Genomic DNA, 15,078 nt, shown 5'->3' with positions numbered 1-15,078 from the left:
TTCCGTGCAGTATTGGAATTCATACTTTGAAACGAACGGGCCGACGCGCAAACTGCTGTCGGCCCGCGATGCCTTTGAGCAGGCCAATTGGGGTTGGGATCATCAGCGAGAAGTCAATGAACTCGGCAATTACTAGCCCTCACCCTAACCCTCTCCCGGTGGGCGAGGTGACGCGCCCTCTCCCTGTGGGAGAGGGTTGGGGAGAGGGGCTGCGAGTCATGCAACTCGTCAGCAACCTCGACATCGGCGGCGCACAGGAAGTCGTGCGCACCCTGGCCGAGCAACTGGCGACGGCCGGCTGCCCGGTGGTGGTTTGCACCCTGCGCGACGGCCCCCTGCGCCGCGACATCGAGGCGCTGGGCATCCCGGTGGAGGTGCTGCCCGACCGGCGCAAGACAGTGGTGGACCTGCCGGCGTTCGCGCGGGAGATGCTGGGCCTGCGGCGGACGCTGCTCGACCTGATCGGGCGCTACCAGATCGAGGTCGTCCAAACCCACCTGTTGCGCAGCCTTGACTTCCTGGCGCTGTCTCTGAAGGCCGGCCAGGGCGGTCGCGGCCTGAAGGTCTACTGGACGTTCCACAACGCCAACTTCGACCTGCGATCCGACCACATGCCGAAAGGCCGCAGCCTCCATAGGTGGCTGTTGGCGCCCAAGCGCCGGGCGCACCACCTGCTCTATCGGCTGGGCGCGCGCTGGGCCAACGGTCTCATCGCCGTCGCGCCGGAGGTGAAGACTTCTATTCTGGCGACCATGCCCCTGCCGGCCGAGAAGATCGTCGTCATCAACAACGGCGTCGACGCCGGGCGCTACCGGGCAGCGGTCGACCGGACGGCCATGCGCCGCGGGCTGGGCCTGGAGGAGGGCGACCGCGCCATCGTCGTGGTCGCCACGCTCAAGGAGCAGAAGGGCCACCGCTACCTGATCGACGCCGCCGCCGCTCTGGCCGAACAGTTCCCGACGGCCCGTTTTCTGTTCGCCGGCGACGGCGAACTGCGGCAAGACCTGACCGACCGGATCGCCGCGCGCGGTCTGGAGCAGCGCGTCCACCTGCTGGGCTCGCGCCAGGATGTGCCGGCGCTGCTGGCGGCGGCCGATCTCTTTGTGCTGCCGTCGCTCTGGGAGGGTCTGTCCATGGCCCTGGTCGAGGCGATGGCCAGCGCCTTACCCATCGTCGCCACCGAGGTCTCCGGGACGCGGCAAGTATTGACCCACGGCGAGACAGGCCTGCTCGTCCCGCCGGGGGATTCGGAAGCGCTGGCGCGGGCCATCGCCGCCATGCTGGCCGACCCGGCGCGGGCCGCGGCCATGGGCGAGGCCGCCCGCCACCATATTGAAACGAACTTCGGCGCGCGCCAACAGGCCGCCGAACACCTGGCGCTCTTTAATAGGGGCTAGGGGTCAGGGACTAGGGGCTAGGGAAAGAATTCGCCCCTGCTCCCCCGCCCCCCCGCTCCCCAATACTATGAAACAAAACCCCATCTTCATCGGCGGCCCCGACCGCAGCGGTACTACGTTGATGTATGCGTTACTGGCGTCGCACCCGAACATCGCCATGATGCGCCGCAGCAACATGTGGCGCTACTTCTACGGTTACTATGGCGACATGCGCCAGTTGGAGAACTTCGAGCGCTGCCTGCACGACATGACCCACTACCACAAGATGCGCCACCTCCAGCCCGACCCCGACCGCCTCCGGCGCGAGTATTGGCAGGGCGAGCCGAGTTACGGCCGGTTGTTCGCCCTGCTGCACGAGCATCATGCCGAGCGATTGGGCAAGCCGCGCTGGGGCGACAAGTCGCTGCACATCGAGCGCTACGCCGATGACATCCTCCACGAGTTCCCCGACGCCAAGGTGATCCAGATGGTGCGCGACCCGCGCGATCGCTACGCCTCGGTGCGCAAGCGCTTTGGCAAGGATAACCCGCGGCTGGGCGCGTCGGCGGCGCGCTGGTTGATGGCCATGCGCAATGGCCGGCGCAACGTGCGCCGTTACCCGCGCAACTACCGCATCGTTCGCTACGAGTCGCTGGCCCAGAACCCGGAAGCGTCGCTGCGCGAACTGTGCGACTTCCTGGACGAACCGTACTCGCCGGCCATGCTGACCATGCAGGGCGCGAACGAGTACCGGGAGAGCGGGGGCAACAGTTCTTTCGACAAGATCGAGCCGGGCGTCATCTCCACCCGCTCCATCGGTCGCTTTCGCACCGTCCTGTCTGCCTCGGAGATCGCTTTTTTGCAGCGAATATGCGGGCGCGAAATGGTGACCAATGGGTATGAGTTGGTAGAGCCGGCGTTTGAGCCAGGCGAGCGGGCGCGCTATTTGACGCGCCGGATGCCCATGCAATTTGCCCGATTCGCGGGGTGGTGGATGTCAACGGAACTGGCGGAAGTCCGCAAGCGAACCGGCGCGCCGCCTAAGCAGGCGGGAAACGACGCGCAGTCAGCAAGGGAGGAAGATCATGAACTCATTCACGAAACGGCGTAGCGGTCACCTTCGCCTGGCGCGGACGGTTTTGGCGCTTGCCCTGCTGTTCGGGCTGGCCGTCTCCTCCGTCTATTCACAGCCCCCGAATGCCTACTGGCACGAGGCGCGGTCATGGGCCGCGGCCGACCTGGGTCTGGCGCGAATAAATGGTCTGGCGTTTGATGCCGCCAGCGGTCAGTTCCATATATGGGGAGAGCAGGGGGGCCTGAATAGGCCCGCTGCTAGCAGCGTTCGAGTGAATCTGGCAGGCGATGTGCTAGGTGTCGATGAGGCGAATGCTGGCCCAGTCGCGGCGCTGGCCGGGTCGCCGAACGCGGCCCTCGACGCGGCTACCGGCGACCTCTACACCGTGGCCGCCGATGGGCGTGCTATCCTGGTCAGCAACAATGACGGCCAGACAGTCGGCGTCCTGGACGTGAGCGAGCTGGACGACTTCGAGCCGCAGGTGCTCCTGATTGCGCCCAGCGGCGACCCGACCGACGAGCCGGCGACGAGCAGCCTCTACGTACTCGACAAGGGGGCACACGGCGAGAGCGACCGAATCGTCGAGCTTTATCTGCGCGCACCACCGGCCACTGTTTTACAAGCCCCGGCGCAAGGCCCGTCCCCCGCAGCCGTCCTCCAGTTTCGGACGGTCCGAACCTCGCTCTGGTCGCCCCCCAGCCCTGACCCGGCGGGCGTGGATTACCACCCCGGTCTACAACAACTGGTGATCGGCGACGGCGAGGTGGAGGAGACGGGCGTCTTCCAGGGCGTCAATATCTTCCGGGCGACGCGCGCCGGCCAACTTGCCGGCACGTGCGACGTGACGGACTTTTCCGACGAGCCGGTCGGCGTGGCGGTGAACCCGACCAACGGATCGATCTTTATCTCCGATGACAACGCGGACGAGGTCTTTGAAGTTCATCTAGGTCCGGACAAGGCCTACTGCACCGCCGACGACAGTGTGACTTCCATTGACGCGAGGGCGTACGGCAGCCAGGACCCGGAGGGTATCGCCTTCGGCCAGGGCAAACTGTTCATCGCCGATGGTCTGGGAGCTGAACTGTACATCGTCTCACCCGGCCCGAACGGCATCTTCGACGGGCGGTCGCCGACCGGCGATGACGTGCTGGTCAATCACTTCGACACCAACGCGCTGGGCATCCGCGATCCCGAGGGCGTCGGCTTTCACCCACAGCGGCAGACGCTGTTTTTCGTCAGCCGGCTCGAACGGGAATCCCTGTTCGAGGTCTCGCTGGCCGGCAAGGTCATCAATGTCTTCAACATCGGGCCGCTGAATACCGTGTTGCCCTCCGGCGTCGGCATCGGGCCGAGCACTCAGGTCGCGGGCAAGATGAGCGCCTACATCGTGGACAGGATGCTTGACAACGATACCCATCCTAACGAGAACGATGGCCGGCTCTACGAGGTAACCCTCGCCAACCTGCCGCCGTTGCCGCAGTCAGGGCCTATCTACATCTCACACGCCGCCGCCACGTCCGTCGCGCTGGGCTTGCCGCGCACGGGGGATGAAGACATTCTCCGTTACGACGGCCAAGCCTGGAGCCTGTTCTTCGACGGTTCCGACGTCGGCCTGACGACGCGCGATCTGGACGCGTTCCACATCGTGGACGCGGACTCGATCTTGATGTCCTTCATGGAGCCGGGCGCGATTGGGTCGCTGGGCGTGGTGGACGACTCGGACATCGTCCGGTTCGACGCCACGTCGCTGGGCAACAATACCGCCGGTAACTTCAGCCTCTACTTCGACGGCAGCGACGTACTGCTAACGACAGCGGCCGAGGACGTTGACGCGATTGACCTGCTGCCGGATGGCCGGCTGGTGCTGGCAACCGTGGGCGCTTTCGGGGTCAACGGCCTGAGCGGGCGCGCCGATGAACTGGTGGCCTTCACGCCGACCACACTCGGCGCGAACACCGCCGGGACGTGGTCGCTCTACTTTGACGGCAGCGACGTGGGCATCAAGCCCACGGCCAACATCGACGGCGTGGACGTGGCCGCCAACGGCGACATCTACCTGACGACCGCCGCCAACATCAACCTAGCTGGCTCGGTCGTCGCCGACGAGGATGTATTCATCTGCCGGCCGACCACTCTGGGCGCGAACACCGGCTGCAACTTCGAACCAGCCCTGTACTTCGATGGGAGCGCCTGGGGATTGGGCGCTGACGATGTCGATGCGATCCAAATACCGTAACGGCGTAGGGCGATTGACCAAATCGCCCTACCGGCGAGAGGGGCTTGTCCCGAGTTCTGATACATTGGCGAGCTGCAACCGCAGCGGGAGAGTGAATGGTGAAAATTAAAGGATGGTTGGCTGATAACAAAGCGGAGCGGACTGTGCAACCGGGACAGCGTCTGTCGCGCTTGTTGAGCATCCGGGTGTTGATCTTGGTATTGGTCTTGGCGCTGCTCGGTTTCACGATCTCGACCGTGCGGTCGCAGACGCAGAACAATTTCTGGTACATGGTCCGCGCCATTGGGGCAGCCGATCTCAATGTAACCAATCCCGTCGGCCTGACCCACATCGCGGCGACCAACCGCTTCGTGGCCGCCGGGCAGGACGCCGCGCCGGCCAGCACGGACGCGGCGTCGACCATTTCCGTCTTCAGCCCGTTCGCCGACCCCATTGGCACAAACGGTCTGGCCCTGACGTTCACCGATCCGGTCAACACCGCCTTCGTGGGCGTTAACAACCGGCTGATCGCGTTCGACCGGAGTGGACAGGAATTGCTCCAGCTCCAGGTGGGCGCGAACGGCTTGCGCCCGCCCGGCTCGCAGGCGCCCAAGCGGCGGGACGCGCGCATCCTGCGCGGCGTCAACTTGCAGGGCACGGCGGTGGACGAGGCCGGCAGCCGCCTGTTCGTCCTGGACGCCGATGGGCCGTGGCTGTATGAGGTCAAGACGAACCTGGCCGATCCCCTTTCCGACCTGGGTGCGGGCGGAACCGGCAGCATCCGCCGCACGCGGCTGCGCGAGTTGAATGGGATCACGGTGCGCGGTCTGGCCTACAACCCCGGCAATGGGCGCATCTATATCGGCGACGTGGGCAATCGGATCATCTATGAGTTGACCACCAATGGCCGCATCCAGGCCGAGTACGACGTGGCCGAACTGAACATGATCGACCCGCAAGGCATGGTCGTCGCCCCTAGCGCCGACCCGACCGACAACGCGGCGAACATGAACCTCTACGTCGCCGACAGCGGCGCCGGCCAGACTAAAGGCCAGGTCTTTGAATTGTCGTTTATCGAGCCGGCCGCGCCGCCAGGCCCCTTGGTCCCGGCCAGTTTGGTGCGGATCGTTGACATGTCCAAGGCGGCCTGGAGTCCCTCCGCCCCCGACCCGGCCGGATTGGCTTACCGGCCGTCGGTCGGCCGTCTGGTGGTCTCCGATAGCGAGGTGGAAGAGGGTCATCCCGACTTCCAGGGCTTCAACGTCTTCGACACCACCATGGGCGGAACGCAGATGGCCCACTGCACGACGACTTCTTTCTCCAACGAGCCCACCGGCGCGGCGGTCAATCCGAACAATGACCATATTTTCTTCTCCGATGACAACGCCAACAGCATCTATGAAGTCAACCTGGTTGACGGCATCTACTGCAACGGCAACGACACCGTCACCTCCATCAACGTCATGAACCTGTTCGGGATTGACGATGCCGAGGGCATTGCCTACGGGCTGAACAGCATCTTCATCTCGGGCGGCGTGTCGCTGGAGGTCTACCGGGTTGGTCTGGGGGCCAACGGCGTGGTGGGCGGCGGGGATGACACCCTGGCGGGCCAGTTCGATACGTCCGTGCTGGGCCTCCGCGACCCGGAAGGGATCGAGTTCGATGCGGACACCAACCACTTGTTCGTCGTCAGCACCAACCACAGCGACGACTTTATGCTGGAACTGACGACGGCCGGCGCGGTCGTGACTAACTACAGTTTGACGGCCGCCGGGCGTATCGCGCGGTCGGGTCTGGCGATGGCTCCTGGCAGCCAGGACCCGGGCTCGAAGAATATGTATATGGTCAGCCGCGGCGTGGACAACGGCCAGGACCCGAACGAAAACGACGGCAAGATGTATGAGTTTGCTCTGGGTCTGGTCGGCGGCCCGACGGCCACCCCTTCGGCCACCCCGACTACGGGGCCAAGCGCCACGCCCACGGCGACGGCGACCATCGGCCCGTCGCCGACGGCGACCGATACGCCGACTGTCACCAACACGCCGACGCCCAGCCTGACGCCATCGCCGACCTCCACGCCGGTGCCGAACCTGACGTTCAACGCCATTGAGGACGCGTCGATCAACCAGACGAACGCCACGACCAACTACGGCGCGCTGACGACGCTGGAGGTCGATGGCAGCCCGGTAGCGCACTCGCTGCTGAAGTTCGTGGTCTCCGGCATCAACCAGACGGTGACCGGGGCGCGGCTGCGCATCTACAGCGTAGGCACGTCCAACCTGGGCGGCGAGATCCACGGCGCGGCCAACACCTGGAATGAGGCGACGGTCAACTGGAACAACGCGCCGGCGGCCCAACCGGGCGTGCTGGGCGCGTTGGGCGCGGTGGCCAGCAATACCTGGTACGAAATCCCGCTGACCGGGTATGTGACCGGCAACGGGACCTACAGCCTGCGCATCGTCGCGGTCTCCACGGATGGCGCGGACTATCGTTCGAGTGAAGGCAACGCGACGACGATCCCGCAGTTGATCCTGGAGGTTGCCAGCGGCCCGACGGCCACGCCGACGGATACGGCGACGCCTACTGACACGGCCACGCCGACCAACACGCCGACCGAAACGGCCACGCCGACGATCACCAATACGCCAACCGAGACAGCGACACCGACAGCCACCGGCACGGCGACACAGACGCCAACAGTCACCAACACGCCTACTGTCACCAATACGCCGACCGAGACAGCGACACCGACAGCCACCGGCACGGCGACACAGACGCCGACGGCCACCAACACGCCAACGCCGACCAACACGCCGACGCCTTCGCCGACGCCGCAGCCCACCGGCGCGATCCGGCTGTCGCTGCTGAACAGCGGCCCGACGACCGTGGGTACGCTCACCGGCGTCATGGATGAGGACATCATCTTGCTGAACAACGGCGCGTGGAGCATGTTGTTCGACGCCTCGGACGTGGGGGTGACGCGCGACGTGGACGCCTTCGCCTTCCTGGACGCAGACAGCATCCTTCTGTCCTTTGAATCGGACGGCAGTATCCCCGGCGTGTCGGGCACAGTGACCGAGACTGACATCGTGCGCTTCGACGCCACGTCGCTGGGGGCCAACACCGCCGGCGCGTTCAGCCTCTACTTCGATGGCGACGACGTCGGCCTCACGACCAGTGGGGAAGACATCGATGCTCTGGAGTTGTTGAGCGACGGTCGCATCCTGATCTCGACGCTGAACGCGGTCGATGTGCCCAACATCAGCGGCGAGACAGACGAGGACGTGCTGGCCTTCACGCCCACCACCCTGGGCGCGACGACCAGCGGCACGTGGGCCTTCTACTTCGACGGCTCGGACGTGAGTCTGACCAGCGCCGAGGACGTGGACGGCTTTGCCGTGGCCGCCAATGGCCGCCTCTACCTGTCCGACGTGGGCGCGTTCGCCGTTCCCGGCCTCTCCGGAGCAAACGAGGATGTGTTCACCTGCACCCCCGGCACGCTGGGGGCCAATACGACCTGCACCTACCAGACGACCCTGGCCTTCGACGGCAGCGCCTGGGGGCTGGCGGGCGATGATGTAGACGGAGTTGATATACCGTGAGAGTTCTTAGCTCGGCGCTAGGCTTCTTGCTCGCCAGCGCGCTGCTGCCAATGTCGCTCCTGCTCTTTGGGCCGGCAGCGGCTCCGGCGTCGGCTCAGACTGTTGAGCCGGCGCCGGACGAGAGCGCCTGTGAATACTGGGTCGCGCCGCCGTTGCTGGGGAATGATGCCAACCCCGGCACGGCGGACGCGCCCTGGATGACGCTGGAGCACGCCTCGGAAGCGGCGGCTGACAACCATTGCACCATCTGGTTCTACGATGGCAACTACTATGGCCCGCAGCGACTAAACCGGCAGTTCACCACGCCGACGACTTTCAAGGCCGTCAACCCTTATCGCGCCGCGATCCAGCATGCCGGTCTGGTGGTTAGCGTATCCGGCGCGCGGAACATCACTCTGGAGGGATTCGTTTTCCGGCACACCAGCCCAGCCGCCTCGCCTCTGGTTATCCAGATAGACGGCAGCCAGGATCATTTGTCGGAATGGATCACACTGCGCAACAACATCATCCGCGATTCCTACAACAACGACCTCGTCAAGGTGCTCAGTGGGGCGCGTAATGTTCTGATCGAGAACAACGTGTTCTACAACCAGGGGCCGACCGATGAGCACATCGACGTCAACAGTGTGACCGATGTCGTCATTCAGGACAACATCTTCTTCAACGACTTCGCCGGCAGCGCGCGGCCGATCAGCGAGACGAGCCATTCGTTTATCACGATCAAGGACAGCAACGAAGGGGTCGATGGGTTGGAGGGCAGCGAGCGCATCGCCGTCCGGCGCAACATCTTCCTCAACTGGCAGGGCGGTCTGGAAACGATCATCCAGGTTGGCAACGACGGCAAGGCCTTTCATGAGGCCAAGGACGTGACGATCGAGAACAACCTGTTCATCGGCAACTCGCCCCAAAATGCCTATTCTGTCCTCGGCGTGCGCGGCGCGCGGGATGTCGTCTTCGCCAACAATACCACCGTCGGCGATTTCCCGTCGTCGGCCTATGCCATGTGGATCGCGCTGAAGGACCTCAATCCGGTCAACGAGAATATCGCTTTCTACAACAACATCTGGTCTGACCCGACCGGCTCGATGGGGTCTTACTATCAGGAGACCGACGACAACGAGTTCGCCAAGGGCAATCCGGCCGACGTCATCAATGCCATTCTCGACAACAACCTATACTGGAATGGGCCGCAGCCGCTCCCAGGCGGCGACCTGTTCACGCCGACGGTGGACGACGCCCGCGCTCTGGTGGCCGACCCATTGCTCAACTTCTTTCATGACGCGGTCGTGGTGCCGCGTTGGGAAGGGGAAGCCTTTCTCAGTGGCAATACCACGATTCGCCAGGAATTTCTGCGCCTGGTAGAGGAGTATGCCGTACTGCCGCCGGGCAGTCCGGCCATTGGCCAGGCCGACCCGGCCCATGCGCCGGCCGAGGACATCTTGGGGCAACCGCGCTCGGCGACGCCGGAGCTAGGCGTGTTCGAGTACCGGCTGGCCTTGAGCGGCAGCGTGGACAACACCACTGTTCATCTCAACTGGTCGCAACTGAACGAGGCTAATGCAGCCAGCTTGCGGGTGACGGCTACTGCCGCTGACGGCACGCAAACCGAGTTCGACAACATCCCGGCCGACGCCCGTGAGTACACGCTTACCGACCTCGCGCCACAAACGCGCTACGCCATCCAGTTGAGCGCGCTAGATGCGGGCGGCAACGTCCAGACTCTATCCAACACGATCGAGCTGGAGACCGGCGTCCACTGGTGGTGTCTGCCCTTCATTCTGATAGGGGCTAGGGACTAGGGGATAGGGGCTAGGGGAGGGCGTGTGGCTGTCTGCATTTGCTCTCTCGGTCCCAGGTCCGCTCAACTGATCTGCTGAAAACTGCTGACTGCTTACTGCTCACTGACCTATGACCGACAAGTTACACGCCGCCCGTCCGCCGGAAAGGCGGCTGATCTATTTCATTGGCACATTTCCCAGCCTGACCACAACGTTCATCGACCGCGAGGTGCGAACGTTGCGGCGCTGGGGCGTGGACGTGCAGGTGGTTGCCATGCGGCGGCCGCGCGCTGACCTACCCCTGTCGGTTGAGCAAGAGGCGTGCCGCGAGGGCGTCATCTACCTGTTCCCGATGATCTGGCTCCAGCTCATTGCCGCCCATCTTTACTTCGCACTGCGCCACCCAGGGCGGCTGTTCGGCGCGTTGGCCTACCTGATGACGCGGCCACATCCTGGCTGGCGGGCCTGGCTCAAGTCGCTCTGCCACTTTGGCGAAGGCGTCTATGCCGCTTACCTGATCCGCAAGCAGTCATTCCGCGAATTGCACGCTCACTTCGCCGACCGGGCAGCGACCATCGCTCTGGTGGCGGGGCGACTGCTGGATAAACCTTACAGCCTGTCCATCCATGCCGGCGCGGACATCTACGTCAGCCCGGTGCTGCTGCGCGAGAAGGTTCTGAGTGCGCGCCACGTGGTGACGTGTACGCGCTTTAATAAGACCCACATCGAGCGGCTCATCGGGCAAAGCCTGGATGGGCAGATGAGCTACGTTAAGCACGGGCTGGAGTTGGCGAAGTACCACCCGGCCAACGGCTCCACCAATGGTCACGCGAACGGCTCCCCAATTATCCTCTCGGTTGGGCAGTTGGCCGAACGCAAGGGGCTGGATCAGCTCATTCGCAGTTGCGGCGATCTGCGCGATCAGGGGTATGAGTTTGCGTGTCACATTGTGGGACAAGGGCCGCGCCGGCCGCACCTGGAGGCGCTCATCAACGAACTACACCTGGAGGACACGGTGACACTGCACGGGGCGCTGCCACATGAGGCGGTCATCGAACACTACCGGCACGCGACGATGTTCGTCTTGCCTTGCCTTCAGACGAAGGACGGCGACGTGGACGGCATCCCCAACGTGCTGGCCGAAGCGATGGCCATGCAACTGCCGGTTGTCTCCACCAACCTGTCGGCCATCCCCGAACTGGTGCAGGACGGACAAAATGGGCTGCTGGTTCCGCCGGAAGATACGCCGGCGCTGGCCGGCGCGGTGGCCCGGCTGCTGGAGCGGCCCGATTTGCGGGAAGAGTTAGGCCGCAACGGCCGCCGCACCGTGCTGGAAACGTTTGACGTGGAGCAGAACGTGCGCCGTTTCGCGGCCACCCTATGGCCTGATTGGTTTGGGTCGTCATCGTAATTCACTGTAGGGGCGGGTTTCAAACCCGCCCTTACCTCACCTTGTGTATTCAATGTAGGGGCAGGTTTCAAACCTGCCCCTACCCTACCTTGCGTATTCACTGTAGGGGCGGGTTTGAAACCCGCCCCTACGATACCTGTTCAATGTAGGGCGGATTTCAAACCCGCCCCTACGGTTACCTTGCCCGCACAGGAGGAGTTCATGGTGCTACAAGGAAAAACAAACTGGCTGGCCGTATCGTGGGCACCCTACAGTCGGCGGAGCGAGATGTTCGCCCGCGAACTGAACGGCGATCTGCGCTGCATCCATTACCTGCGCTTTCAATACCCGCTGCACGCGCCGCTCAAGTATGCGTTGCAGGCGATCCGCACCTGGCTCGTGCTCATGCAAGAGCGGCCGGACGCCGTGCACGTGCAGACGCCGCCGTTCATCTGCGGGCTGGTCGTCTATCTGTACTGCCGGCTCACGGGGGCGCGCTACGTCTTTGAGTATCACAGCGCGGCCTTCGGACGGGCGTGGGATTGGGCGCGGCCCATCCAGCGCTTCCTGGCGCGGCGGGCGGCGATGAACATCGTGACCAACCAGCATTGGGCCGACCTGATGCAGGCCTGGGGCGCCAAGTCCCTGGTCATGTTCGACCCGTTTCTCGACCTGCCGGAGGGCAAGCCGTTTCCGGTGTCGTCCGGGTTCAACATGGCCTTCGTTTGCACTTTTGCCCCCGACGAGCCGGTGGAGGCCGTGTTAGAAGCGGCCCGCCAAACGCCCGACATTCACTACTACATTACCGGCAACAAGCGCAAGAAGCCAGCCGAGTTTTTCGCCAACACGCCGGACAACGTCACGTTCACCGGATTTTTGGACCCGAATGGCGAATATCTGGGGTTGTTGCGCGCCGCCGACGCGGTGATGGTGCTGACCACACGCGACCATACCCTGCAACTGGGTGGCTGCGAAGCGGTCGCCGTCGGCAAGCCGCTGATCACGTCGGATTGGGAATATCTGTATGAGGTCTTCGGGCAGAGCGCCCTCTACGTGCCCAATACGGCCGAGGGTATTCGCGACGGCGTGCTAGAGATGCGCGCGCGCCATGAGGAACTGACGCAAGAGGTCGCCGCATTCCGGCGCGAGGGTCAACGAGAGTGGCAGACTCGCCTGAGCCAACTCAAGGCGAGTGTGCTCTAGGTCTAATGGCGACGAGAAATCGCCTGACTGCCAGCAAAATCAAAACGAAGGAGAGCCGTGGGTATGAACGTCTTCATTACGGGTGGGGCCGGGTTCATCGGCTGCAATCTGGCCGACTATCATTTGCAACGCGGGCATCGCGTGACCATCTTCGACAATCTGTCGCGCCGCGGTTCGGACTGGAACCTGGAGTGGTTGCGCCAGCGCCATGGGGCGCGGCTCGACTTTCGCTGTGGTGACATTCGCGACGATAACGCGCTCAATGCCGCTCTCGCGCCCGATACGGAGCGCATCTATCACATGGCCGGGCAAGTGGCGGTCACGACCTCCATTGTCGATCCGCGGCAGGACTTCGAGATTAACGCCCTGGGAACGTTCAACGTGTTGGAGGCCATGCGCCAGAAGGCCCCGGACGCGGCGCTGTTTTACGCTTCGACCAACAAGGTCTATGGCGGTATGGAGTCGGTTGCCACGGCTGAGGATGGCGGGCGCTACGCCTACCAGGACTACCCCTACGGCATTGACGAGGAATATCCTCTCGACTTCCATTCGCCCTATGGCTGCTCCAAGGGGGCGGGTGACCAGTACGTCCGCGACTATGGGCGCACGTACGGTCTGCGGACTGTCGTCATGCGCCAATCATGCATCTATGGCCCGCGCCAACTGGGCGTTGAGGATCAGGGGTGGGTGGCCCACTTCTGTATCGCCACGCAGTATGGCCGGCCGCTGACCATCTATGGCGATGGCAAGCAGGTGCGCGATGTGCTGTGGATCGATGACCTGATCGCTGCCTATGAGGCCGCCGCGGAGCGTATAGACGTGGCTGCCGGTCAAATCTACAACCTGGGCGGCGGCCCGGAGAACACTATGTCCATTTGGGCCGAGTTCGGCCCCATTCTGGAGCTTCTGGCCGGCCGGCCCATCCCGATGACCTACGCTGAGTGGCGGGTGGGCGACCAACGGGTTTTCGTCAGCGACATCCGCAAGGCCGAGCGCGAGTTGGGCTGGCGGCCGCGGGTGGGGGTGCAAGAAGGCATCGAGCGCCTCTGGCGCTGGGTGGGCGAGAACCCCGATCTATTCGCATAACATTCTGACCATCCATCTCTCAAAGGGGCCAGAACTCCCGCGGGAGGGAAGCAATCCAGCGGAGTGTCTCTCATGACCAAGTCACAGCAACCCTATTCAGACTCGGCGCAGTCTCCGCCCCGGCACTGCATGATCGTCCATGCCCACTACCCGGTGGGCGAGCCTCGCGTAGAGCGCGAGGCCAAGGCGCTCGTCGCCCACGGCTACGCGGTGGATGTGATCTGCCTGCGCGGCGAGGACGAGATATCGCACGAAACCATTGATGGCATCGCCATCTACCGGCTACCCGTCCACCGCGACAAGCGGCGCGGGCCGCTCCTCCAGATGGTGGAGTACGTGATGTTTCTGGTGCTAGCCGCGCTCAAGTCATGGCAGCTTCACCGGCGGGCTCCCTATCGCGTGGTTCAAACCCATAACCTGCCGGACTTCCTGATCTTCGCCGCGCTGCCGGTCAAGCTGAGTGGGGGGCGGGCCATTCTGGACATTCACGACTTGATGCCGGAGTTCTACGCGGCACGCTTTGGCGTGGGGCTCGACAGCCGGCCAGTGCGCCTCGTGCTATGGCAGGAGCGCGTCTCTTGCCGTTTTGCCGATCACGTCATCACCGTCAGCGAGCACTGGCGGCAGACGCTCATCCGTCGCGGTGTTCCGGCTGAGAAGTGCAGCGTCGTCATGAATGTGGCCGATGACCGCATCTTCCAGCCGTCGCCGGTGCCGGAACCGCTGCCCCACAACCCCGGCGGCTTACACCTGATCTACCACGGGCGACTGGTCGAACGGTATGGCCTGGACCTGGCCGTACGAGCCGTCGCGATGGTGCGGGATGAGATGCCGGGTGTGCGGCTGACGCTGCTGGGCGTGGGGGAGCACGCCGACGAACTGAATCGGCTCATCGACGAGTTAGGCCTGCGCGCCCACGTCGAGCTGTACAACGAATTGCGGCCGCTGGCCGAGTTGCCGCCCTTCGTCCGTGCCGCTGACCTGGGCGTCGTCCCCTACCACAACGACACCTTCACCGACGGCCTGTTGCCGACCAAGCTGATGGAGTATGCCGCCCTGGGCATGCCGGCCATCGCCTCGCGCACGACGGCCATCGAGAGCACCTTCGGCGGCACGATGGTTGCCTTGTTCGAGCCGGGCGACGTAGAGGGGCTGGCGGCGTGTCTGCGCGCCCTCTACCGTGATCCGGCGCGGCTGAACGAACTGCGCGATGGCAGCCGGCGCTTCAACGAACGCTACAACTGGCCGAAGATCGGCGGGGCCTACGTGGCCCTGGTTGGGCGGTTGGGCGCCGGCCGCCGCGCCGCCGAGCAGCCATTGCCGGTCTAGCACACATCTTCATATCGCTAACCA

Annotated in this window: 9 protein-coding genes; all 9 read left to right on the top strand. The window is 64.1% G+C overall.

The features are described from left to right. The first annotated feature begins 116 nt into the window (after window positions 1–116). The 9 genes from ACE3UY_RS03500 (at window position 117) to ACE3UY_RS03460 (ending at window position 15,054) form a co-directional block, all read left to right on the top strand. Complete coding sequence (locus ACE3UY_RS03500) at window positions 117–1,397, top strand: glycosyltransferase (RefSeq protein WP_374686164.1); 1,281 nt, start codon at window positions 117–119, stop codon at window positions 1,395–1,397. 67 nt (window positions 1,398–1,464) lie between these two features. Continuing rightward, window positions 1,465–2,487 (top strand): sulfotransferase, encoded by a 1,023-nt coding sequence (locus ACE3UY_RS03495; protein WP_374686163.1) that lies wholly within the window; start codon window positions 1,465–1,467, stop codon window positions 2,485–2,487. After that, window positions 2,462–4,687, top strand: coding sequence for a hypothetical protein (locus tag ACE3UY_RS03490; protein ID WP_374686162.1), 2,226 nt, complete (start codon window positions 2,462–2,464; stop codon window positions 4,685–4,687). The genes ACE3UY_RS03495 and ACE3UY_RS03490 overlap by 26 nt, the downstream gene beginning before the upstream one ends. Window positions 4,688–4,872: 185 nt before the next feature. Next, entirely contained in the window at window positions 4,873–8,268 is a 3,396-nt protein-coding gene (locus ACE3UY_RS03485) for a DNRLRE domain-containing protein (protein WP_374686161.1), read from the top strand. After that, window positions 8,265–10,067 (top strand): right-handed parallel beta-helix repeat-containing protein, encoded by a 1,803-nt coding sequence (locus ACE3UY_RS03480; RefSeq protein WP_374686160.1) that lies wholly within the window; start codon window positions 8,265–8,267, stop codon window positions 10,065–10,067. The genes ACE3UY_RS03485 and ACE3UY_RS03480 overlap by 4 nt, the downstream gene beginning before the upstream one ends. A gap of 109 nt (window positions 10,068–10,176) precedes the next feature. Then, window positions 10,177–11,457, top strand: a complete 1,281-nt coding sequence (locus ACE3UY_RS03475) for a glycosyltransferase (RefSeq protein ID WP_374686159.1) — start codon at window positions 10,177–10,179, stop codon at window positions 11,455–11,457. 267 nt (window positions 11,458–11,724) lie between these two features. Continuing rightward, window positions 11,725–12,639: a glycosyltransferase gene (locus ACE3UY_RS03470; RefSeq protein ID WP_374686158.1), complete on the top strand. Its 915-nt coding sequence runs from the start codon at window positions 11,725–11,727 to the stop codon at window positions 12,637–12,639. A gap of 63 nt (window positions 12,640–12,702) precedes the next feature. Further along, a complete protein-coding gene (locus tag ACE3UY_RS03465; RefSeq protein ID WP_374686157.1) occupies window positions 12,703–13,725 on the top strand; it encodes a GDP-mannose 4,6-dehydratase in 1,023 nt (340 codons plus the stop codon). A 72-nt stretch (window positions 13,726–13,797) separates the two neighbouring features. Beyond that, window positions 13,798–15,054, top strand: a complete 1,257-nt coding sequence (locus ACE3UY_RS03460) for a glycosyltransferase family 4 protein (RefSeq protein ID WP_374686156.1) — start codon at window positions 13,798–13,800, stop codon at window positions 15,052–15,054. Window positions 15,055–15,078 lie beyond the last annotated feature (24 nt).

This window comes from Promineifilum sp. (SeqCode), from assembly GCF_041918635.1.
Classification (GTDB): domain Bacteria; phylum Chloroflexota; class Anaerolineae; order Promineifilales; family Promineifilaceae; genus Promineifilum.
Note: the sequence above shows the minus strand (reverse complement) of the source record. Positions and strands in the feature narration are given on the sequence as shown.